General features: G+C 60.6%; 19 protein-coding genes. 10 read left to right on the top strand and 9 right to left on the bottom strand.

Translation table 11 applies throughout. The annotated features are described in order from the left end of the window. From ACYPYQ_RS09850 to ACYPYQ_RS09825, 6 genes are all read left to right on the top strand, one after another. The gene (locus ACYPYQ_RS09850; RefSeq protein ID WP_459723649.1) at positions 1-708 is read left to right on the top strand and encodes an ABC transporter ATP-binding protein; all 708 of its coding nucleotides are present in this window, start codon (positions 1-3) and stop codon (positions 706-708) included. Between the two features lie 15 nt (positions 709-723). Then, positions 724-1,338 (top strand): TetR/AcrR family transcriptional regulator, encoded by a 615-nt coding sequence (locus tag ACYPYQ_RS09845; RefSeq protein WP_459723647.1) that lies wholly within the window; start codon positions 724-726, stop codon positions 1,336-1,338. A gap of 32 nt (positions 1,339-1,370) precedes the next feature. Beyond that, positions 1,371-1,772 (top strand): hypothetical protein, encoded by a 402-nt coding sequence (locus ACYPYQ_RS09840; RefSeq protein WP_459723644.1) that lies wholly within the window; start codon positions 1,371-1,373, stop codon positions 1,770-1,772. 226 nt (positions 1,773-1,998) lie between these two features. After that, positions 1,999-3,981, top strand: a complete 1,983-nt coding sequence (locus ACYPYQ_RS09835; RefSeq protein ID WP_459723642.1) for a methyl-accepting chemotaxis protein — start codon at positions 1,999-2,001, stop codon at positions 3,979-3,981. Between the two features lie 96 nt (positions 3,982-4,077). Further along, on the top strand, positions 4,078-5,481 hold the full coding sequence (locus ACYPYQ_RS09830; protein WP_459723640.1) for a DEAD/DEAH box helicase: 1,404 nt from the start codon (positions 4,078-4,080) through the stop codon (positions 5,479-5,481). A gap of 30 nt (positions 5,482-5,511) precedes the next feature. Continuing rightward, a complete protein-coding gene (locus ACYPYQ_RS09825) occupies positions 5,512-6,408 on the top strand; it encodes an AEC family transporter (protein ID WP_459723638.1) in 897 nt (298 codons plus the stop codon). Here ACYPYQ_RS09825 and ACYPYQ_RS09820 read toward each other — a convergent pair. Further along, positions 6,382-7,716, bottom strand: a complete 1,335-nt coding sequence (locus ACYPYQ_RS09820; RefSeq protein ID WP_459723635.1) for an ATP-binding protein — start codon at positions 7,714-7,716, stop codon at positions 6,382-6,384. The genes ACYPYQ_RS09825 and ACYPYQ_RS09820 overlap by 27 nt on opposite strands. Further along, positions 7,713-8,423: a response regulator gene (locus ACYPYQ_RS09815; protein WP_459723633.1), complete on the bottom strand. Its 711-nt coding sequence runs from the start codon at positions 8,421-8,423 to the stop codon at positions 7,713-7,715. The genes ACYPYQ_RS09820 and ACYPYQ_RS09815 overlap by 4 nt, the downstream gene beginning before the upstream one ends. A 162-nt stretch (positions 8,424-8,585) precedes the next feature. On the opposite strand from ACYPYQ_RS09815, the gene ACYPYQ_RS09810 reads away from it, so the two are divergent. From ACYPYQ_RS09810 to ACYPYQ_RS09800, 3 genes are all read left to right on the top strand, one after another. Then, positions 8,586-8,945 (top strand): hypothetical protein, encoded by a 360-nt coding sequence (locus ACYPYQ_RS09810; RefSeq protein WP_459723631.1) that lies wholly within the window; start codon positions 8,586-8,588, stop codon positions 8,943-8,945. 65 nt (positions 8,946-9,010) lie between these two features. Further along, entirely contained in the window at positions 9,011-9,316 is a 306-nt protein-coding gene (locus ACYPYQ_RS09805; protein WP_459723629.1) for a hypothetical protein, read from the top strand. A 15-nt stretch (positions 9,317-9,331) separates the two neighbouring features. Further along, positions 9,332-10,159, top strand: a complete 828-nt coding sequence (locus ACYPYQ_RS09800; protein ID WP_459723627.1) for a hypothetical protein — start codon at positions 9,332-9,334, stop codon at positions 10,157-10,159. Between the two features lie 5 nt (positions 10,160-10,164). Here the strand turns inward: ACYPYQ_RS09800 and ACYPYQ_RS09795 are convergent, their stop codons facing one another. The 3 genes from ACYPYQ_RS09795 to ACYPYQ_RS09785 all read right to left on the bottom strand — a co-directional run bounded on the left by ACYPYQ_RS09795 (position 10,165) and on the right by ACYPYQ_RS09785 (position 12,855). After that, on the bottom strand, positions 10,165-10,530 hold the full coding sequence (locus ACYPYQ_RS09795) for a YajD family HNH nuclease (protein WP_459723625.1): 366 nt from the start codon (positions 10,528-10,530) through the stop codon (positions 10,165-10,167). A gap of 70 nt (positions 10,531-10,600) precedes the next feature. Further along, positions 10,601-11,515, bottom strand: a complete 915-nt coding sequence (locus ACYPYQ_RS09790) for a response regulator (protein WP_459723623.1) — start codon at positions 11,513-11,515, stop codon at positions 10,601-10,603. A gap of 14 nt (positions 11,516-11,529) precedes the next feature. Continuing rightward, complete coding sequence (locus ACYPYQ_RS09785; protein ID WP_459723621.1) at positions 11,530-12,855, bottom strand: sensor histidine kinase; 1,326 nt, start codon at positions 12,853-12,855, stop codon at positions 11,530-11,532. 198 nt (positions 12,856-13,053) lie between these two features. Here ACYPYQ_RS09785 and dbpA point away from each other — a divergent pair, with 198 nt between their 5' ends. Next, positions 13,054-14,472 carry an ATP-dependent RNA helicase DbpA gene (gene dbpA, locus ACYPYQ_RS09780; protein WP_459723618.1) on the top strand — a complete coding sequence of 473 codons (1,419 nt, stop codon included), beginning with the start codon at positions 13,054-13,056 and terminating at the stop codon, positions 14,470-14,472. A 196-nt stretch (positions 14,473-14,668) separates the two neighbouring features. Here dbpA and ACYPYQ_RS09775 read toward each other — a convergent pair whose 3' ends face one another. The 4 genes from ACYPYQ_RS09775 to ACYPYQ_RS09760 form a co-directional block, all read right to left on the bottom strand. Next, the gene (locus ACYPYQ_RS09775) at positions 14,669-16,225 is read right to left on the bottom strand and encodes an ankyrin repeat domain-containing protein (protein WP_459723616.1); all 1,557 of its coding nucleotides are present in this window, start codon (positions 16,223-16,225) and stop codon (positions 14,669-14,671) included. Positions 16,226-16,521: 296 nt separating this feature from the next. After that, positions 16,522-17,070 carry a M48 metallopeptidase family protein gene (locus tag ACYPYQ_RS09770; protein ID WP_459723614.1) on the bottom strand — a complete coding sequence of 183 codons (549 nt, stop codon included), beginning with the start codon at positions 17,068-17,070 and terminating at the stop codon, positions 16,522-16,524. Further along, a complete protein-coding gene (locus tag ACYPYQ_RS09765; protein ID WP_459723612.1) occupies positions 17,067-17,903 on the bottom strand; it encodes a peptidoglycan DD-metalloendopeptidase family protein in 837 nt (278 codons plus the stop codon). The genes ACYPYQ_RS09770 and ACYPYQ_RS09765 overlap by 4 nt, the downstream gene beginning before the upstream one ends. A gap of 77 nt (positions 17,904-17,980) precedes the next feature. After that, the gene (locus ACYPYQ_RS09760; RefSeq protein ID WP_459723609.1) at positions 17,981-20,806 is read right to left on the bottom strand and encodes an adenosylcobalamin-dependent ribonucleoside-diphosphate reductase; all 2,826 of its coding nucleotides are present in this window, start codon (positions 20,804-20,806) and stop codon (positions 17,981-17,983) included. Between the last annotated feature and the right edge of the window lie 62 nt (positions 20,807-20,868).

Below are 20,868 nucleotides of genomic sequence, written 5' to 3'. Positions count from 1 at the left end.
ATGCGCGAACCCGCTATCCATATCGAAAATTTGAAGAAACGCTACGGCGAGGGCGAGACTGCCGTGGACGCGCTAAAGGGTGTGGACATGACCATCTGGCCGGGCGAGGTGGTGGGACTGGTCGGGCCCAGCGGCTCAGGCAAGAGCACGTTGCTCAAATGTCTGGGCGCGGTGATCGAGCCCACCGCCGGGCGCATGACGCTGGGCGGGCAGACCATCTTCGACGGGAAGTGGCTGATCGACGATCTGCGCGAACTGCGCCGCGACCGCATCGGCTTCGTGTTCCAGGCACCGTACCTGATCCCCTTCCTCGATGTGACCGACAACGTCGCCATCCTGCCCATGCTGGCCGGCATGGCGGATGCGGACGCGCGCAAGCGTGCGCTGGAACTGCTGCAGGCGCTGGACGTGGGCCATCGCGCACGGGCCGCCGTCTCGCACCTGTCGGGCGGCGAGCAGCAGCGCGTCTCCATCGCGCGCGCATTGGCCAACCATCCGCCGGTCATCCTGGCCGACGAGCCGACGGCGCCGCTGGACAGCGAACGCGCGCTGAACGTGGTGCGCATCCTCAACCAGATGGCGGAGCAGTACCAGACCGCGATCATCGTGGTGACGCACGACGAGAAGATCATCCCGACCTTCAAGCGCATCTATCACATCCGTGACGGACGCACCTACGAGGAAGCGGGCGAGGGTAAACATGTATAAGACAGGAGGCAGTGCATGAGCCAGGAAACAGTGAAACGCAGACTCAGTACGGAGGAACGGCAGAGCGAGATCATCCGCGTGTCGATCGAGCTGGCGGCCGAGAAGGGCGTGGACAGCGTCACCACGCAGGACATGGCCGATGCCATGAACCTGACGCAGGGCGCGATCTTCCGCCACTTCGCGACCAAGGACGATATCTGGGTCGCGGTCATCGTGTGGGTGCGCGAACGGTTGATGAAGGTGCTGGACAAGGCGGCGAGCGGGGCGTCCGACCCCCTGCAGGCGATCGAGCTGATGTTCTTCGCGCACATCGCGTTCATCAGCAAGCATCCGGCCATCCCGCGCCTGCTGTTCTCCGAACTGTTGCACAAGAAGAACAGCAAACTGCGGCAACTCATCGAGGGCATCATCTCCGGTTACGAGGCCAAGGTGGCGGGCCTGCTGGAACAAGGCAAGGCGCAGTCACTGGTGTCCGCCGACCTCGACAGCCAGAGCGCGGCCGTGCTCTACATCGGCATGATCCAGGGGCTGGTCATGCAGTCGTCCATCTTCGGCGGCAAGCGTGCCTTGCAGCGGGAAGCGGAAAAGATATTCCCGATCTACCTGCAAGGCGTACGCGCCCGCAGTTGATCCATTCTTTCTCAACATACCAAGGAGGCAACATGGAAGCAGCAGCACATCAACGCGGCATCACAGTCTGGCTCATCGCGCTGGTCGCGGTCGGTTTCGGATCCATGACACTCAAGGGCGGCGGCGCAGTGTTGTTCGGCGACGAGGCGGCGCGCATCGCGGCCGGTAATTATGTGCCGCTGCTGCTGTGGTTCAACTTCCTGTCCGGCTTCGTCTACATCGCCGCCGGCGTCGGGCTGTGGCTGCAGCAGCGTTGGGCGGTGCGGCTGAGCATGGTCTTGGCTGCGGCCATCGCACTCGCATTCGTGGCGTTCGGCCTGTACATCCTCTCCGGCGGTGCCTACGAGCAGCGCACCGTCATCGCCATGAGCGCGCGTCTGGGCGTGTGGGCCGTGATCGCGGCGGTGGCTTATCGCCTGTTGCGGCGCGGGTGATCGTCGGCCGTTGTCTCTGATTGGCGGTTCCACTCAGCCCCGGTTCGCAGCCGGGGCGGGCCGTGTCCCATGATGTTCTTTCTAAAGTTATCCGCTTGCCTGCCGACAAATCAATACATTCAAACATACGGAATGTATTATCCTGACACAGGGATGTAGGGATCGCCTGCGCGTCGAAAGCGGCCGCTTGCCGGTTGTCTGAATAACACGTGCGGGGGAGCACTGAATGAATCTTTCTTCTATCAAGAATCGGCTGATCCTGCTGGTGGCGGTACCGCTGCTTGCACTGGTCATGATGGCAGGTGTCCTGCTCAATCAATCCTTCGGGACCTATCGCAACAGCATCCAGACGCATGCGCTGATGGAGGTTTCCGTGAGCGCGGGAAATCTGATCCATACCCTGCAGATCGAGCGGGGTGCCACGGCGGGTTTCCTGCAGTCCAAAGGACAGAAGTTCGCCGACGTGCTGCCGCAGATGCGCAACCAGACCAGTGAGCGCCTGGCGGCGTTCACGCGCCAGGCGGCTGCCATCGATGCCAAGAGCATGCCGCTGCTGGCCGCTGCCGTCAGCGCTGCCCGCAGCGAACTGGACAAGTTGGAGACGATCCGCCAGCGCGCCAGCGACCTGTCGCTCACCGTCCCCGAAGAGGTGGCCTATTACACCGGCACTATCTCCCGGCTCATCGAAGCGATGAGCGTCGGTGTCGAACTGAACCGCGATGCCGCGATCTCGCAGCAGATGATCGCGTATCTGGGTTTCGTGCGCGCCAAAGAGAACGCCGGACAGGAGCGCGCATTGGTGACTGCCGCCTTCGCCGCCGACCAGCTTAATCCTGCCCAGTATCGCAACATCCTGACCAGGATCAACCATCAGGAAGCCTATCTGAACATGTTCAACAGCCTCGCCAGTGAGGAGCTCAGGACCTCACTGGCAGCCGTGCTGGCGGGGGATCCGGCGCAAGATGTGGCGCGCTATCGTGACCTGCTGATCAACCGCGCGGCGGAAGGCGGTTTCGCGGTCGATCCTACCGTATGGTTCCAGACCATCTCCGCAAAGATCGATGCACTGCATGCCACCGAAGACCAGATCACGCGCAAGATCATGGCGGATGCCGCATCACTGCAGGCTTCCGGCCGCAATGCGCTGATCCGCTTCCTGTTGCTGGCTTTGCTGGCGCTGGGGCTGACCGTGGTGGTGTCCTGGTGGGTGGGGCGCAGCATCAGTGCGCCACTGAACGCGATGGTGCATTTCACCGAGCGGGCGATCGCCGACGATGATTTCTCCGGCAAGGTGCCGGAGCAGGGGGCCTCGGAGGTGGTGCGCACCGGACGCGCCCTGAACCAACTGATAGAAAAGTTCCGCAAGATCATCCTGGATGCCAAGCAATCCAGCGAACGGATCACCGCTGCCGCCCATCAACTGGCAGTGTCGAGCAAGTCCGTCACGGAGAACTCATTGGTGCAATCCACTGCGGCAGAATCGGTGGCCGCTGCGGTCGAGCAGTCGTCTGTCAGTATCACCGAGACGGCCAGCAATTCGCAGGCGGCGGCGCAGATGGTCCTGCATGCCCGCAAGGACAGCGAACATGCCGGGCAGGTCATGAAGGAGACCGTCAAGAAGATGGACGAGGTCGCCAAATTGATCAAGGAGTCGGGTGCGAGCGTGCATCACCTCGACGAGAGCTCGCAGCAGATCGGCAACATCGTGAAGGTGATCAAGGAGATCGCAGACCAGACCAACCTGCTGGCGCTGAATGCCGCCATCGAGGCGGCGCGTGCCGGCGAGCAAGGGCGGGGTTTCGCGGTGGTGGCGGACGAAGTGCGCAAGCTGGCGGAACGCACCGGCCAGGCGACCGGCGAGATCGCCGGGCTGGTGCAGGCCATCCAGGGCGGCATTGGCGATACCGTGCTGTCCATGCAGAAAGCCAACGAGCATGCCGCGTCCAGTCTGGCGCTGGTCAATGATTCGGCCAACGAACTGACCAAGATCGACGAGGACGACCAGGAGGTCTCGGTCAATGTGCAGAACATCTCCAATGCGCTGGCCGAACAGGATGCGGCCATCCGCCAGATCGCCGTGAACGTGGAACAGATCGCCCAGATGACGGAAAGCAACAACAGCGCCTCGATGCAGAACGACAAGACCGCCAGGGAACTGGATGAGCTTGCGCGGCAATTGCGTGACGCGGTGTCGGTCTACAGGGTGTAGCGGTCTGCGGCGGCTGGCGGGCGAAGGAGGGGGCCGGGCGGGTTTGCGGCTGAAAAGCGCGATGCACCGGCTAGCCGCGTATAATGCCGCCTACTTATGACGACAACCGCAGAGACCTCTACATTGAACACTGTCAGTTTTGCCGACCTGAAGCTCGCCCCCGAGATCCTCAAAGCCCTCACCGAAGCCGGTTACAGCACGCCCACGCCGATCCAGGCGCAGGCCATCCCGGTCGTGCTCAGCGGCGAGGACCTGATGGCGGGCGCGCAGACCGGCACCGGCAAGACCGCCGCGTTCGCTTTGCCGCTGTTGCAGCAGTTGCTGCCGCACGCCAGCGCCAGCACTTCGCCGGCCAAGCATCCGGTGCGCGCATTGATCCTGGTGCCGACGCGCGAGCTGGCGGTTCAGGTCGAAGAGAGTGTGAAGATGTATGCCAAGTACACCAACCTGCGTTCGCTGGTGGTGTATGGCGGGGTGGACATCAAGACCCAAACGCCGCACCTGAAGACCGGTGTGGAGATCCTGGTGGCGACACCTGGCCGTTTGCTCGATCACATTGAACAGAAGACCGTGCTGTTGAACCAGGTGCAGATGCTGGTGCTGGACGAGGCAGACCGCATGCTGGACATGGGCTTCATGCCCGCGCTCAAGCGCATCCTCGCGCTGCTGCCGCGCCGCCGCCAGAGCCTGATGTTCTCCGCTACCTTCTCCGACGACATCAAGAAGTTGTCCGAGGATTTCCTCATCTATCCCTCGCTGATCGAAGTGGCGCGCAGCAACGCGACCTCCGAGAACATCAAGCAGAAGGTCTTTCTGGTGCCAAGCGAGGACAAACATGCGCTGCTGGCAAAACTGCTCAAGGGCGACGACGCCAAGCAGGTGATCGTGTTCACCAAGACCAAGCTCACCGCCAGCCGCCTGACGCGTCAGTTGCAGCGCGAAGGCATCGAAGCCGATGCCATCCATGGCGACCGCAGCCAGCTCGAACGCCAGCAGACGCTCGAAGCGTTCAAGCAAGGCAAGGTGGCAGTGCTGATCGCCACCGACGTGGCCGCGCGCGGACTGGACATCGACCATCTGCCGATGGTGATCAACTACGAGATCCCGCATGCGGCGGAAGACTATGTGCACCGCATCGGCCGCACCGGCCGCGCCGGCGCGAAGGGCACGGCGCTGTCGCTGGTGTCGCCCGAGGAAGAACGTTATCTGGTCGACATCGAGAAACTGATCAAGACCAGCATCGAGAAAGAGCAGGCCAGCGTGCAACATGCGCCGCGCAGTGAAGCGCGACCGCAACGCGAACCGCGTGAACAGCGAGAGCCACGCGAACCGCGTCAGGCCTATCACAAGCCGGTGCCGAACAAACCGGCGCACGATCCCTGGTTCGACCAGCCTTATGTGCCCAAGGTCACTGAGCCCGCACCCTCGACCAGCAAGCCGGAGCTGCCTGCAGCCAAACCCAGGGCGGCGATCCCCGCCCTGTTCCGGCGCTCCAGCTAAAAGTCCCTTCCGCGCGGCAATCATCCAGCCATGACCGTCGCGCAGACCATCGTTCCCATCTTCCTGCTGATCCTGCTCGGCGCGTCCATGCGCCGCTGGTTCGGTCTGCGCGACGAATTCTGGCCGCAGCTCGACCGCCTGATCTACTACGTGTTCTTCCCCGCGCTGCTGTTCCACACGCTGTCCCACTTCACCATCGATCTTGGGACGGCGGCACCGATGATGGGCGTCGCTGTCCTGTTCATGGGCGCGGGTATCCTGCTCGGCCTGCTGGCGAAACCGCTGTTCCATGCGCCGCCCAAGGTGTACGCCGCCACCTTCCAGGCGACGTTCCGCTTCAACAGCTATGTCGGCCTGTCCATCGCGGGCAGCTTGCACGGTACGACAGGTCTGGCCGCCATCGGTCTGCTGATGGGATTCATGGTGCCCATCGCCAACGTCGCCAGCGTGCTGATGCTGGCGCGCCACAGCGAGAGCCACTGGCTGCGCGAGATCATGCTCAATCCCTTGATCCTTGCCACGGCGGGCGGCATCGCCTTCAGCCTGAGCGGGCTGCACCTGCCTTCCATGCTCAACACCACGCTCGCGCTGTTGTCGCAGGCCTCGTTGCCGATGGGCTTAATCGCGGTCGGTTCGGCATTGCGCCTGAAGGGCTTGCATCAGCAGCGCGGCACATTGTGGTACGGCGTGCTGGTGAAGTTGCTGCTGCTGCCCGCCATCGCCTGGGCATTGGCGACGTTGTTCGGGCTGGAGGGGGTGTATTTCAATATCGCGGTGCTGATGGCGGCGCTGCCGGTCTCGACGATGGCCTATGTGCTGGCGACGCGCATGGGCGGCGACGGCGACACCATCGCGGCACAGGTGGTGTTGAGCACCTTGCTGGCCGCGCTGACGCTGCCCTTATGGCTGTTCCTGCTGGGCTTCTGAAAGCGGCAATCTGAGTTCGGCCACCGTGCCGCCGCCTTCGCGCGCATGCAGCGCGACCTGCCAGCCGTTGGCCGTGCACAGTTGCTGCACGATGGCCAGTCCCAGGCCGCTGCCGCCGGTATCGGCGTTGCGCGAAGACTCGATGCGGTAGAACGGGCGGAACACTTTTTCCATCTCATGCGGCGGGATGCCGGGGCCGCGATCCAGTATCTCGATCACCGCTGCGTTTTCCTTGCCTTGTGCTTCGATCCGCACCGGCTTGCCGTCGCCGTAGCGCACGGCGTTGCCGAGCAGGTTCTGCAGCACGCGATGCAGCGCGAGCGGACCGGCGCGCACGCTCAGGCCAGGCTGTACATGACATTCGACCTGTGCGCGCTGCGCCTCCTTCTCTTCCGCCAGCTCGCGCAGCATCGCTGCCAGTTCGATCTTCTCCGGCGCTTCCTGTTGCAGGTCGCGGCTCAACGCCAGGAACTCGCCGATCAGCACATTCATGTTCTCGATGTCGCGGCGCAGACGCTGGACGGTCTTGGTGTCGCTGTTCTCGGGCAGCATCTCCACCGCCAGCCGCATGCGCGCCAGCGGCGTACGCAAGTCGTGCGAGATACCGGCCAGCAGCGTGGTGCGGTTGGCCAGCAGTTCGCGCACTTGCAGCGCCATCTGGTTGAAAGCGGCGGCCAATTCAGAAAGTTCCTGCACGTCGTTGTCGGGCAGGTCTTCCGGGATGCCGCCTGCGCCGATGCGTTGCGCGGCCTGCGAGAAACGCGCCAGCGGCCGCGTGATACGGCGCGCCAGGATATAGGCGGTGAGCAGGCTGAGCATGGCCGTGGCGATCAGCGCGAGCAACAGCATCATGGGCGGGTCGGTGAGCAGGCGCGACCTGGGGAAACCGATGCGGATCAGTTTGCCGCCGGCCGGAATCTCGGCCCAGAACCAGACGGTATCGAGGTCGGTCATCTTTACCGAGACAGGCTCGCCCAGGCGCGCGGACAGGGCATCGTCCAGCAGCGCGAGATAGGGCAATGTGAAGGCGCGATCGGGCAGCGGCGCGGCATCGTCGAACAGCATGAACTGATGTTCGCGGATCAGTTCCAGTTCGAAATCCTTGCGCGTTTCCGGCGGCAGTTCCACCCATGTCCTGGCGGACAGGATCATCAGTGCCGCCAGATCGTCGGCGCTGCGCTGCGCCATGGGCAGCACGACGTAATGCACGGTGGCGGCGATGAGGATGATCTGGAACACCAGCAGCGCGGCAGCCACCGTGCGCACGGTGCTGTAGAACAGGGAGCGCGGCTTGCGGGGGCGGCTCATGGCGAGTTCGTGCCGTTGGGCGAGAACAGGTAACCCTCGCCCCACACGGTGCGGATGAACACCGGCGCGTTCGGATCGTCCTCGATCTTGCGCCGCAGGCGCGTCACCCGCACGTCAATGCTGCGGTCGAACGGAGAACGCTCATAGCCTTTGAGCATGTCCATCAGGTTGTCGCGCCCGAGCACGCGGTTGGGGTGTTCGGCGAAGATGCGCAGCAGATTGAATTCGCCGGAGGTGAGCTGCACGGTCTGCGCGTGCTTGTGCAGCACGCGTGCATCCACATCCATGCTGAACGGGCCGAAGCGGCGCACGTTGCTCTCTTCAGGCTTGAGTTGTCCCTGCGCGTTGCGGCGCAGCAGGGCGCGGATGCGTGCCAGCAGTTCGCGCGGGTTGAACGGTTTGGCCAGATAATCGTCCGCGCCCACTTCCAGCCCCACGATGCGGTCCACATCCTCGCCGCGCGCGGAGAGCATGATGATGGGCAGGCTGCTGCGGGAACGCAGGCGGCGCGCCAGCGACAATCCGTCTTCGCCGGGCAGCATCAGGTCGAGGATCAGCAGGTCGACCGGATGTTGCGCCAGATGCGCATCCATCTGCACCCCGTCGGCCACGGTCGCCACCTGCAAGCCCTGCGCGGAGAGATATTCCTGCAGCAATTCGCGCAGGCCGGCATCGTCATCCACCACCAGTATGTGTCTGCTTTCCATGCGCTCACTATAACCGAAGCAAATGGCTTAAGGCAGGGCGCGGGCGGGGCGGTAACACTCTGTTACAAACTGTTGCAATGCGGAAATCGCCGGGTAACGGCTGGCGCGCACCATGCAGCCATCAGAGATCGTTCTGATATCCAAACAACCAAGGAGAACATCATGAAGACCACCTCAATTTTGCTGAACAGCCTGCTCGCTTTGACCCTGGCCGGTATCGGCAACGCCTACGCTGCCGAAGAGGCACAGGTGCAGACCCGCGAAGAGATCCGTGCGCAGCACCGTGAAGAGACAGCCGGTATGACTGCGGCGCAGCGCGAGGAATATCGTCTGCAGAAACAAACCGAGATGACTGCCGAGCAGCGCGCCGCACTGCGCGCCGAGAAGCAGAAAGCCAAGGCCGAGCAGAAGAAGAACAAGTCTGCGACCAAACAAGGCGCCGGTAACGGCACCATGTTGCGCGACGGCTCCGGTGCCGGTTCGCAACGCGGCAGCCAGGGCGGCATGGGTATGGGGCGCTGAGGGCGGATCGTGCGAACCGCTGATCTGGCGGTTCGCACTTTTTCAACCGACATCTGGAGCGTGAAATGAATATGCGGCATCCATATTTTTTGGCATCACTGTTGTTCGCCTTGCTGGCGAGCGGCGTTGCCCGCGCGGAAGAAACGCCACCAGCGTATCCGGCCATGGGCGAGATGACGCAGGAAGAATATGCCGCCTATCGCGCACGCATCAGCAAGCAGCTGGAAGAGAAAGAGCAATCCGGCAGCAGCGAAGCAAAGGAAACCAGGATTAGAAAACCTGCAAACGGCTACGGTCAGGGTTATCGTGCGCGCCAGGAGCGTGCCAGAGATGCCGGCATGATGGGCCGCGCGGCGGGTCGCAATCGCTGATTGAAGGAGAGAGTGATGAAACAACGATTTATGTGGATCCCGGTGGCCGTGTGGATGGCGGCAAGCAACAGTGCCTGGGCGGAGGGTGACGGTTATCTTTCGCTGGGGATCGGCTTTGACCGCAGTTCCGGCAAGTACGGCGGCACCTCGACGATAGAGAGCACCTCGATCCCGATCTCGCTGCGGTATGCGCGCGATGATTGGTCGCTCAAGCTGACTGTGCCTTACCTGTCGGTGACCGGTGACGGTTCGGTGATCATCAACGGCATACGCGGCAGCGGCAGCGGCGGCATGCGCATGGGGATCGGCATGGGGGGCGGAGGCGGTACAAGCACGTCCACTACCACCTCGTCCAGCCGTGTCACCAACAGCGGATTGGGCGATGTGTCGCTGTTCGCCAGCTATGCGGTATGGCAGAACGAAGAAGGTGATGCCGGTCTGGATGCGGCTGCGCGCGTCAAATTCGGCACGGCCAGTACCACGCTCGGCAGCGGCGAGAACGACTATGCGGCACAGCTTGCAAGCTACGCCTCGTTCGGTGATTTCACGCCCAGCCTGATGATCGGCTATGAGAAGTTGGGCAGTACCGCAACGGCACCGCTGGACAACGCCGCCTATGGCTCTGCCGGTTTGGACTATCTGCTGAGTGATGAATCGAACATGGGGGTGGAGTACTGGTATGCGCAACAAGCATCGGCCACCGGCTTCGCGCAGAAGGAGCTGTCGCTGTATGCCGCGACGCAGATCGGCGATGCCGCAACGCTGCGCGCTTATGTGATGAAAGGTCTGTCGGACGGCAGTCCGGATAGCGGCTTGGGCGTGTCGCTGTCGAGCGGGTTCTGACCGGTTTATTTCTTGAGCAACGCCTTCAAGTCTGCAAAGGGATTATGCGTGGCCGGTGCCGGGCCGCTCTCCTTGCGATCCCGTACCGCCTCGTCCATCACGCGCGAATGCTCGTTGTCGTGGCAGTAGAGGCATAACAACTCCCAGTTGCTGCCGTCCGGCGGGTTGTTGTCGTGGTTGTGGTCGCGGTGATGCACCGTCAACTCGCGCAAGCGCGCGCCCGCAAACTCCCGTCCGCAACGCCCGCAGATGTGCGGATAAATCTTGAGCGCGCGTTCGCGGTAACCCGCTTCGCGCTGTTCGCGTTGCTTGCGGGCCTCGGCCACGACGCGGTCGAGGCGGGCATGGTCGGGTGTGGTGTGCTTTGGCATGGTGTCTCCCTCGCGAAGTTACCGTGACTATAGCAGGGGAGATTGCGCCAAAGAAATCCGCATGCGGCTGTCAGACGCCCATTCTGGAACGCAGCCTGCCCAGCATGCCGATGAAGTTCCCCGCATTGACTCTTTCCTTCGGGTCGCTGATCGGTTCGACGGCCTGCCGTTTTTGCAGCACCGGCTGGCTGCGCACCAGATGGAAACGTTCCAGCATGGATTCCAGATTGCGCGCGAGGATGCCTTTGCTGACCGGCTTGGGCAGGAAGCGGGTGATCTGCGCCTGGTTGATGAGCTCGATCAGGCGCGAGGTGTCGTTGAATGAGGTGACCACGATGCATTGCGTCTGCGGGTTGAGCTGCTTGATGGTCTTCAGGATGTAGCCGACATTGGTCTCGCCCAGCATCAGGTCGGACACCACTACCGACACATCCTGTTTCGCCAGTTCCTCCATCGCGTGCTGGGCATCGGATGCCCAGACGATCTCGCAACGGTCGCCCAGTGTCTCGTGTACTGTTTTTGCGGTCGCTTCATCGTGATCCATGATGAGCACGCGCGGCTTGCTGCCGACAGTTTCGGCTGACGGTTCCGCGTGCGATTGCACGGCGAAGCTGGCTTCCGCGATGGCAGCCGCTTCGGACACGACCTTTTTAACGTCTTCCGCGTTCCACGGCTTCATCAGATAACGAAAGACCTCGCCTTCGTTCACGCTGGCGATGGAGGCATCGAGGTCGGAGTAGCCGGTGAGCAGGATGCGCATGGTGGCGGGCGAGGTCTCGCGTGCGATGCGCAGCAGCTCGGAACCTTGCATCTTCGGCATGCGCTGGTCGCTGACGATGACATGCACTTTTTCTTCGCGCAGGATGCGGATGGCTTCGCCCGGTTCGGTGGTGGTGCGTACGTTGTAGCCGACGAAGAACAGCATGCGCAGCGAGCGCAGGATGCGCTCCTCGTCGTCGATCAACAGCAATGTGGGTTTGCTCATGGAGTCGTCCTTTCTTAAGCCATCTCCGCCAGGGCGGAAGCGTTGGATTTTGCGTGGCCGTCTAGCGGCAGGCTGATATGGAAACTGGTACCTTCTCCCGGACGGGATTCGACGCGGATGCTGCCGCCGTGCTGCTGGATGATCTGGTGGCTGATCGCCAGTCCGAGTCCCGTGCCTTCGCCGACCGGCTTGGTGGTGAAGAAGGGATCGAAGATGCGCCCGATGATGTCCGGCGGTATGCCCTTGCCGTTGTCGCTCACGCCGATGTGTATGCTGTCGGCGTCATGCCAGGATTTGATGAACAGCTTGCCCTGCGTCTCCATCGCCTGCGCGGCATTGGTGAACAGGTTGAGGAACACCTGGTTGAGCTGCGAGGGCGCGCACATGATCTCGGGCAGCTGCGCCAGGTCTTTCACCACTTCCACCTTGTTCTTGAGCACGTTGCGGCCGATGTTGAGCGCACTCTCGATGCAGTCGTTCAGGTTCGCCAGATCGTTGGCGGCGGCATCCATGCGCGAGAAATTCTTCAGGTCGTGCACCAGGCCGGAGATCTGCTCGATGCCGTACAGCGAGTCGGCCATCAGTCCGTTCATCTCTCCCAGCATCTCCTGCATGTTCGCATCGCGGCGCATCGCGGCGGCGAGCTGCATCTGCGCGGCCAGTTGCTCTTCGTCCGCATTGCCGTCCAGCAACTGGTCGATCAGCGACTCGTAGGTGCCGAGCACGCCCTGCATCTGGGCGAACAGTTCCTGTCCGATGGCGACATTGTTCTGCACATAGCCCAGCGGCGTGTTGATCTCGTGCGCGACACCGGCCACCATCTGGCCCAGCGACGCCATTTTCTCCGACTGCACCAGTGCCAGTTGCGACGACTTGAGCTGCGCATAGGCTTGTTCCAGTTCCGCCGTGTTGGCGCGCATCTGCACTTCCATCGCTTTGAGCAGATCCATCACGAAGCCGATGCCCAGATAGCGTCCGCGACGCGTCACGATGAAATCCTCGGTCAGCGGAAACTGCATGTTGGCCGCGACATGCTGCGCCGCCTCGGCCAGCGGCTGATCCAGCTCCACCAGCAACGGGGTGTTGTTGATGAATCCGCGCAGCGGACGCTTGCCATACAGCTCGCGCGCGTAGAGCTTGAGGTAGATGTTCATGAACTGATAGCGGCTGATGACCCCGATCGGGCGGCCGTTCTCCACCACGGGCAGCGAGAGCAACCTGGCATTGCGCGGGTCGGCGAACTGCTCGGCGACTGCTTCCAGCGGAAGGTCGGGCGACAGCGCATCGATAGGGATGACCAGCGAAAATATGCTTTCGCCGGGTGTGCTCGGGTTGTTCATGCTGCCTCCTGTGTTGCTGTTTTTTTTGTTTGTGACGCGGCAGGATTCTAGATTTCAACTGTTACAGTCCGGTTAAACGCTGCCGAAAATCGGGTCGGGTGCGCGCATCGCACCTTCAACGGCACATGATCCGTGGCCGTCCATGCCGATTGTTGCGGTATCAGTGGCAGTACGCAGCATAGTCGCGGATAATCGCGCATGACCAAAACAAGCCCAACCCCCACCCCGACCGCCAGCGGTCCCGCTTTCAACACACTGAAACTGCCGTCCGCCATGCTGGACAACCTGCAGCAGCTTGGCTACCTCACCATGACGGCTATCCAGGCCGAGAGCCTGCCCATCACGCTGGCCGGCCAAGACCTGATCGCACAGGCCAAGACCGGCAGCGGCAAGACCGCCGCCTTCGGCCTGCCGCTGCTGACCAAGCTCAACCCGAAATACATGGGCGTGCAGGCCATGGTGCTGTGTCCCACGCGCGAACTGGCCGACCAGGTCACGCAGGAACTGCGCCGTCTGGCGCGCTACATGCACAGCATCAAGATCCTTACGCTGGTCGGCGGCAGCACCATGCGTCCGCAGCGCGAGAGTCTGGGCTTCGGTGCGCACATCGTGGTCGGTACACCGGGCCGCATCATGGACCACATCGAACGCGGCACGCTGGAACTGAACGCGATCAACACGCTGGTGCTGGACGAAGCCGACCGCATGCTGGACATGGGTTTCTACGACTACATCGCCTTTGTGGCGAAGCGCTGCCCGGACCGTCGCCAGACCATGATGTTCTCCGCCACTTATCCGGACGGCGTCACCAAACTGGCGCGCCAGTTCATGCACCAGCCGCAGGAAGTGAAACTGGTCGAACAGCACGACGAGAACAAGATCCGCCAGCGTTTCTACGAAGTGCGCCACGAGAGTCGCCTGCCCGCGGTCGCCGCCTTGCTCAAGCATTACCGTCCGGTCAGCACGCTGGCCTTCTGCAACACCAAACAACAATGCCGCGACTTGCTCGATGTGCTGCATGCCGAAGGCATCCACGCACTCACGCTGAACGGCGACATGGAGCAACGCGAGCGCGACCAGGTGCTGATCCAGTTCGCCAACCGCAGTTGCTCCGTGCTGGTCGCCACCGACGTTGCCGCGCGCGGGCTGGACATCGCGCAACTGGAAGCCGTCATCAACGTCGACGTCACCCCCGATCCCGAAGTCCACATCCACCGCATCGGCCGCACCGGGCGCGCCGACGCAGAAGGCTGGGCGCTCAACCTGGTCAGCCCCGCCGAGATGAGCCGCGTCTCCAACATCGCCAAGATGATGGGCATCGAACCCGAATGGGAAGAACTGGAAAAACTGCAGCGCGAACACAACGCCCCGCTGGTGCCGCCCATGGTCACGCTACAGATCCTCGGCGGCCGCAAAGAAAAGATGCGCCCCGGCGATGTGCTGGGCGCGCTCACCGGCGAAGCCGGCTTCACCCGCGAACAAGTCGGCAAGATCACCGTCACCGACATGTCCACCTACGTCGCCGTCACCCGCGACATCGCGCGCGAAGCCGTGAAGCGACTGAACGCGGGCAAGGTGAAGGGCAAGTCGGTAAAGGTGAGGGCGCTGGAGGATTGAGAGTTTAGTGGCGGTCTTGCCGAACACTACAGTCTCATCAACCAAGATATTGAGGTAACTCTTCGCCAAAGGTGAATTGGGAGTGACAGAGACCTTATTTGTATCATCTGCCGAGAGAGGTTTATTGTTAACCGCTGAGGCTGATAGAGAATTCTGACCGACCTCGGGAGTCTTCTTACCCCTTTTAAATTTATACTTATTTACGATATATCCATACAGTGAGATCAACGTTGTAATCGGAAATTGCAATAGACACTGCGCCTTTTCCGGTTCCTCCCTTCCATTCATAACCTGGGAAATTGGTACTTTTCTTAAACTCGTCAAATTTCTTGTTTCCAACCATTTTCCCCGAATAAAAACTATTCAGGTTTTTGACGTCTTGGTCAAATGAAGTAACCTTCATGGAATAAATACAATTGGTTATGGAACACCTGACGGTTTCATATCCTGAAGGTATAGGAACCTGGGTACCCCAGATTTCAATCTGACCGTTGACTACTTTTATATCCTTATACAGTTTCCCTGCATTGGAAGGCAGGTTTCGTATTCCAGTAATTTTCTTTCTTGGTGAAATACCTTCATTGTTCTTTATATCCAGGTTGGCACCCCTTGACACTAATAGATCTGCAATATCTCTGACGAACTGATATTCAGTTGTCTGGACCAAGTGTGCAGGTGTATCTCCATTTTTATTCCTGGCGTTGACATCGGCTCCTTTATCAAGAAGGTATTCGATCCTCTCATAGCCCCCCGAGTCGGCAACCGCGTGCAGGGCTGTGTTGCCATTATTGTCTTTTATATCTATGTCAAAGCCGTTTGCCAGAAGAAGATCAGATATTTCAGGGTGTTGTGCTGAGAGAATGAACGCAGTTCCCATGTCTGGATCATCATTATTTACTTTCGGAATTTTAGATAAATAAAATTCAACCGCTTCTTTATCTCCCCACCCACAGGAAAGCATAAACGGGGATTCATTTTTTGAGTTCTTTGCCAAGATATCTGCGCCTTTTGACACCAGCAGTTTTATCACTTCGATATTTTTTGAGGTGGCCGCAAAGTGAAGGGCAGTCATGCCGTCCGAACTCGGAGTATTGACATTTGCCCCCTTTGAAACAAGAAATTCTATATTGCTGATATTGGCATTGTTTTGTAATGCTTTAAAAAGAGGTGTTTCATTATTTCGATTCAGAGCCTCGATTTCCGCTCCCTTTTTTAAAGCCATATCCATTGCTGCACGTGTGTCTGATGCAGACAAGGCAAGGTAGTGCAGCAGAGTCAGCCCGTAAGGGCCGGCGATGGTAACGTCAATACCCTGATCGATATAGTATTTAGCGAGATCAGGACCATACTCTCTATCCGCTACGTACATGGCAGGATTCATCCCCTGAAACTCAAAGTTTGAGAGAGGAGCCAATTCTTTGTATCGGGGAGCTACAATTTTTGCCATTTCAACAGACTTGCAGTAAAAAAGTGCCCCTTTGCCCTTGCTGTCAACCGCCCAGAGATTTGGGTTTTTATCGAGCAGCAAACTGGTTATTTCTTTTTTTTCTTCTTTGATGGCAATCATCAGCGGAGTCATGCCATTTTCAAAGGTGGTTTCAATATCCACTCCGGCATTTAGCGCTTTTTCAACAGCTACCTTGTCGTTATTGACAATGCCATCATGAAGCATTTGGTTTGACTGTTCTGAACCACCAGCATATGCCGGACTCAGTAATAAAATATAAGTAAGCAATACGGTTAATTTATTCATACAAGCAATCCGTTTACCGTTTTTAAATGTCGATAAAAATAGCTGGTCAATAAAGATATGGCAATAACACAATAACTAGGAACATGTTCGCAATTTTATTGCGGGGGTAAGAGATAACTTTTCCCGGTATTCTGTTCTCCCAAATAAAGCAGAAAAATACCGTACCAATTTAATATCCGTTGAGGAGTAACCATCGCACGATTCCGATTCCGTCTGACAAGTCAGGTAAGGCGTGCGAAGAGACTATCTCTACCAGCCAGCGTAGTGTCCGGATAAGGCGAGCAGCCCCCCAGAATTCACTCCGCCCCGTTCAAGCCTGCATCAACCCCACCCCATAACTTCCCGCCGCCCGCATCCCGATAACTCAGATACACGCGCAGGTCGAACTCCAGTTGCCCGTAGTCCGGTTCCATGTGCATGCACAGTTGGTAGAAGGCCTTGTCGTGTTCGCGCTGCTTCATGTGCGCCAGTTCGTGTACGACGATCATGCGCAGGAATTCGGGCGGTGTCTCCTTGAACAGGGAGGCGATGCGGATCTCTTTCTTGGCTTTGAGGTTCAGCCCTTGCACGCGCGAGTGGGTGGTGTGGGTGCCGAGGGCGTTGCGCAGTACGTGCAGTTTGTTGTCGAACATCACCTTGCTCAGTTGTCCGGCGTTGCGCATGTATTCGTTCTTGAGATCCTGGACGTAGTCGTACAGTGCCTTGTCGGTGCGCACGTCGTGCGAGTCGGGATATCTCTTGCGGAGCAGGTCGGCGACCTTGTCCTGTTCGATCAGTTGCCGCACCTGCGCCACCAGCGCGGCGGGGTAGCCGGTGAGGTAGGGCAGGGGCTTGCAGGTGTTCATTCCGTGCCGCGCGGCAGGAATAGCTTGGGGTTCACCATCGCGCCGTTGAGGATGACGCTCCAGTGCAGATGCGGGCCGGTGGCGCGGCCTGTCTGGCCGGAGAGGCCGATGGGCTGCCCTTTGATCACGGCCTGGTCTGCGGCGACGTCGATGCGGTCCAGATGGCAGTACATGGTGATGAGGCCGTTGCCGTGGTCGAGGAACACAGTCTTGCCGTTGAAGAAATAGTCGTCGACGGCGAGTACTTTGCCTGGCGAGCTGGCGACGACCTCGGTGCCGGTCGGGACGGCGACGTCTATGCCGGCGTGCGGTGAGCGCGGTTGGCCGTTGAAGATTCGGCGCAAACCGAAGTGGCCGGACAGTCTGCCTTGGGCGGGCTGGATGAAGGCGGTGTCGGTGTCGGGACTCGGCTGCCAGTGCAGCTTGAGTTGCTTGATGCGCGCGATCTCGCCGATGGCACGTGCTTCGTCTTCCGGCGAGAGTTCCACCTTGCTTTTATCCTTCAGCGTGATGCGCTGCTCGGGATACTTTTTGTGACGGACTTTGAAGGCATAGCGTTTGGACGTTTCTCCCTGCTTGACCTGCAGCGCATGCGATCCCGTCTTCATGTCTAGCGGCAGGCCGACCACGGCGTACCATTTTCCTTTGTCTGGCACCACGAGCACGGGTTGTTCGCCGAGCCAGGCTTGCGGCGGTTGGTCGTTCTTCACTGCCGCGCCGAGCTGGACGAGCGCGACGCCACCGGGGACGTTGGACGCTTGCGGCAGGGCGGCGTGTGCGTTCAGGGGCAGAGCGAGGAACAGCAGGAAAAGTTTGAGGCAGAGACGGTTCATGGTTTTAGCAATCGTGTAGTGCGTGGTTGGAACGTACCGCACTCAGGCGGTACGTTCAACAGTGGATTTCTCTCAGGTCAGCCACATGCGCCGATCGCGCCGCAACTGGTGCAGAACTCGCAGCCGTCCTTCTTGATCAGCGTGGCGTTGCCGCACTCCTTGCAGTGCTTGCCTGCCAGCGGTTTGACGGTGGTCGGTTTGATCTGTCCCTCGGGGATCTCCAGCACGCCCATCTGCTGCACCGGGTAGCCGTGCTCGTCGAGGATGCCGAGCATGGCGTAGCGGTGGATGATGAGTTGCGCCACATAGGACACGGTGGAAGGGTAGCTCTCCATCTTGTTGTCGCCCGGCACGCGCGCCATGAAGTCGCCCAGCGGTTCGCCGAAGTTGAGCAGCTTGCGCAACTTCATGCCGATCCAAGCCGGGTCGATCACGCGCATATCCAGGCTCAGCACCTTGCACAGGCCGTCCAGTGCGCGCGGATACACGCCGGACAGCCACATCGAATAGGGACGGCGCTGGCCGTCCGGCAGCACCAGTTCCTTCAGGCCCAGCACGAAGTCGTCGCCGCTGCCCGCGTTGGAGATGTCCACCGTCCAGCTCATGGTGCCGTCCACACCGGTCTTCGGTTCTTTCTTCGCGAACAATGCATCCATCATCGGTGTGGTCGAGTCTTCGCAGACTTCCAGTGCGCCAAGTTGTTCGATGCGGTATTTCAGAAGGTGGGCGAAGGCCGCGACCAGGCTGGGCATGCGCTTCACCTCGCCGTCCGGTGGCATCGGCATGTCGAAGGCGTCGTCGCCGGCGGACTTCATCAGCATCTCCAGCTTCATGCGTATCCACACCGGATCGCGCGTGCGCATGTCCATCGACAGGGACTTCGCCAATGCGCCGAGGCCGCGCGGTTGTTCGGAACCGTTCACCCATACTTCGAAGGGGTGGTTGCAACCATTGGTCGTGTGCGACACGAAGGCGACGAAACTGCCCAGCGGATGTTTCACCACCTGCGATACCCAGCCTTCGCTGCCCGCTGGCAGGTCCGGGCGGCCCGGCCAGCGCAGCGAAGCGAGTGCGGGCTTGGGTGCGGATTCCAGCACGATGCGGCGATCCTGGTCGAACACGAAATCCTGCGGCTGTTCTTCTTCCTTCTTCTCCGGTGTGACCGACAGCACGGAACCCAGCACGCTGTTGGGGCGATAAGTGGCCAGGCCTTTCAATCCGGCTTTCCATGCTTCGGTGTACAGGTCCTTGAAATCCTCGTAGGGATAGTCGGCAGGCACGTTCACCGTCTTGCTGATCGAGGTGTCGATGAACGGCGCGACGGCGGCCACCATCTTCATGTGGTCGATGGCAGAGATCTCCAGCGCAGTGACGAACGACGGCGGCAGCTTGTTGGTGTCGCCGCCCTGTTTCTTGTAGAGGCGCCAAGCGTGGTCTTCCACCTGATAGTCCTTGGTCGTGCCGTCCGGCATGCGCTTCTTGCGCGTGTAGAACCATGAGAAGGGCGGTTCGATGCCGTTCGACGCATTGTCGGCGAAGGCCAACGAGATGGTGCCGGTCGGCGCGATGGAGAGCAGGTGGCTGTTGCGGATGCCGTGCTTGCGTATCTTGTCCTTCAGTTCATCGGGCAGGCGTGAAGCGAAGCGTGGTGCGGCCAGATATTTGTCCGCATCCAGCAGCGGGAATGCGCCGCGCTCTTTCGCTAGTTCCACCGAAGCTTCATACGCTTCGTCGCGCATGATGCGGGTGATGTCGGCGGCGAAGGCGCGCGCCTCGTCGGTGTCGTAACGCAGGCCCAGCATCGCCAGCGCATCGCCCAGCCCAGTGAACCCCAGACCGACGCGGCGCTTGCTGCGCGCCTCCTCCTGCTGTTCCGGCAGCGGCCAGGCGGTCACGTCCAGCACATTGTCCAGCATGCGGATCGAGGTGCGCACCAATTGCTTGAATGGCTCATGGTCAAAGCCCGCATGATTCGTGAACGGATTCTTCACCATGCGCGTAAGGTCGATGGAGCCGAGGCAGCAGCAGCCGTAGGGGGGGAGGGGTTGCTCAGCGCATGGATTGGTCGCCTCTATCACTTCGCAATACGACAGGTTGTTGTCGCGGTTCATCAGATCGATGAACAGCACACCCGGTTCGGCGTGGTCGTAGGTGCTGGCGATGATCTGCTTCCACAGGTCGGTGGCGCGCACTTTGCGATAGATCCACTTGCCGTCTGCACGCTGGGTCGCGCCGGCTTCCTTGATCGCGGCGGAAGGTTCGGCGGCATGCACCAGTTCGAATTCCTCGTCTTTCTCCACCGCCTGCATCAAGGCATCGGTGACGCCGACCGAGATGTTGAAGTTGCGCAGGTCGCCCTTGTCCTTGGCGCTGATGAATTTTTCGATATCGGGATGGTCGCAGCGCAGCACGCCCATCTGTGCGCCGCGCCGTGCGCCGGCGGATTCGACGGTCTCGCAGGAGCGGTCGAACACGCGCATGTAGGAGATGGGGCCGGAGGCGCGCGAGTTGGTGCCTTTCACGTGCGCACCTTCGGGGCGGATGGTGGAGAAGTCGTAGCCGACGCCGCCGCCGCGCCGCATGGTCTCGGCGGCCTGTTGCAGCGCGTCGTAGATGCCGGGGCGACCGTCAGTGAAGCCGGAGATGGCGTCGCCCACCGGTTGCACGAAGCAGTTGATGAGCGTGGCCTGTATCTTGAGGCCGGCGGCGGAGTTGATGCGTCCGGCGGGGACGAAGCCGTTCTCCTGCGCCTGGAAGAAGGTCTCTTCCCACTGCGCGCGCTGCTCCGGCTTCTCGGCCTGCGCCAGCCCGCGCGCGACGCGGCGGCGCACGTCCTGCACCGTGTTCTCGTCCGCTTCCGCGTATTTTTCGAGGAGGACTTCGGTGCTGATCTCTTGTGTCATGTCTGGGCTTTCGGTTGGCCCCTACCCCATGAAGGGGAAGAGAGCGGAAACGGGCTTCGATT

The organism is Sideroxyarcus sp. TK5 (assembly GCF_054601595.1).
Note: the sequence above shows the minus strand (reverse complement) of the source record. Positions and strands in the feature narration are given on the sequence as shown.

Coding starts and splice junctions, on each gene's coding strand:
- ACYPYQ_RS09820 (WP_459723635.1), bottom strand. CDS start 7,716: ATGAGCCGCCCCCGCAAGCCGCGCTCCCTGTTCTACAGCACCGTGCGC.
- ACYPYQ_RS09845 (WP_459723647.1), top strand. CDS start 724: ATGAGCCAGGAAACAGTGAAACGCAGACTCAGTACGGAGGAACGGCAG.
- ACYPYQ_RS09805 (WP_459723629.1), top strand. CDS start 9,011: ATGAATATGCGGCATCCATATTTTTTGGCATCACTGTTGTTCGCCTTG.
- ACYPYQ_RS09810 (WP_459723631.1), top strand. CDS start 8,586: ATGAAGACCACCTCAATTTTGCTGAACAGCCTGCTCGCTTTGACCCTG.
- ACYPYQ_RS09815 (WP_459723633.1), bottom strand. CDS start 8,423: ATGGAAAGCAGACACATACTGGTGGTGGATGACGATGCCGGCCTGCGC.
- ACYPYQ_RS09850 (WP_459723649.1), top strand. CDS start 1: ATGCGCGAACCCGCTATCCATATCGAAAATTTGAAGAAACGCTACGGC.
- ACYPYQ_RS09825 (WP_459723638.1), top strand. CDS start 5,512: ATGACCGTCGCGCAGACCATCGTTCCCATCTTCCTGCTGATCCTGCTC.
- ACYPYQ_RS09775 (WP_459723616.1), bottom strand. CDS start 16,225: ATGAATAAATTAACCGTATTGCTTACTTATATTTTATTACTGAGTCCG.
- ACYPYQ_RS09830 (WP_459723640.1), top strand. CDS start 4,078: ATGACGACAACCGCAGAGACCTCTACATTGAACACTGTCAGTTTTGCC.
- ACYPYQ_RS09785 (WP_459723621.1), bottom strand. CDS start 12,855: ATGAACAACCCGAGCACACCCGGCGAAAGCATATTTTCGCTGGTCATC.
- ACYPYQ_RS09790 (WP_459723623.1), bottom strand. CDS start 11,515: ATGAGCAAACCCACATTGCTGTTGATCGACGACGAGGAGCGCATCCTG.
- dbpA (WP_459723618.1), top strand. CDS start 13,054: ATGACCAAAACAAGCCCAACCCCCACCCCGACCGCCAGCGGTCCCGCT.
- ACYPYQ_RS09800 (WP_459723627.1), top strand. CDS start 9,332: ATGAAACAACGATTTATGTGGATCCCGGTGGCCGTGTGGATGGCGGCA.
- ACYPYQ_RS09795 (WP_459723625.1), bottom strand. CDS start 10,530: ATGCCAAAGCACACCACACCCGACCATGCCCGCCTCGACCGCGTCGTG.
- ACYPYQ_RS09835 (WP_459723642.1), top strand. CDS start 1,999: ATGAATCTTTCTTCTATCAAGAATCGGCTGATCCTGCTGGTGGCGGTA.
- ACYPYQ_RS09770 (WP_459723614.1), bottom strand. CDS start 17,070: ATGAACACCTGCAAGCCCCTGCCCTACCTCACCGGCTACCCCGCCGCG.
- ACYPYQ_RS09765 (WP_459723612.1), bottom strand. CDS start 17,903: ATGAACCGTCTCTGCCTCAAACTTTTCCTGCTGTTCCTCGCTCTGCCC.
- ACYPYQ_RS09760 (WP_459723609.1), bottom strand. CDS start 20,806: ATGACACAAGAGATCAGCACCGAAGTCCTCCTCGAAAAATACGCGGAA.
- ACYPYQ_RS09840 (WP_459723644.1), top strand. CDS start 1,371: ATGGAAGCAGCAGCACATCAACGCGGCATCACAGTCTGGCTCATCGCG.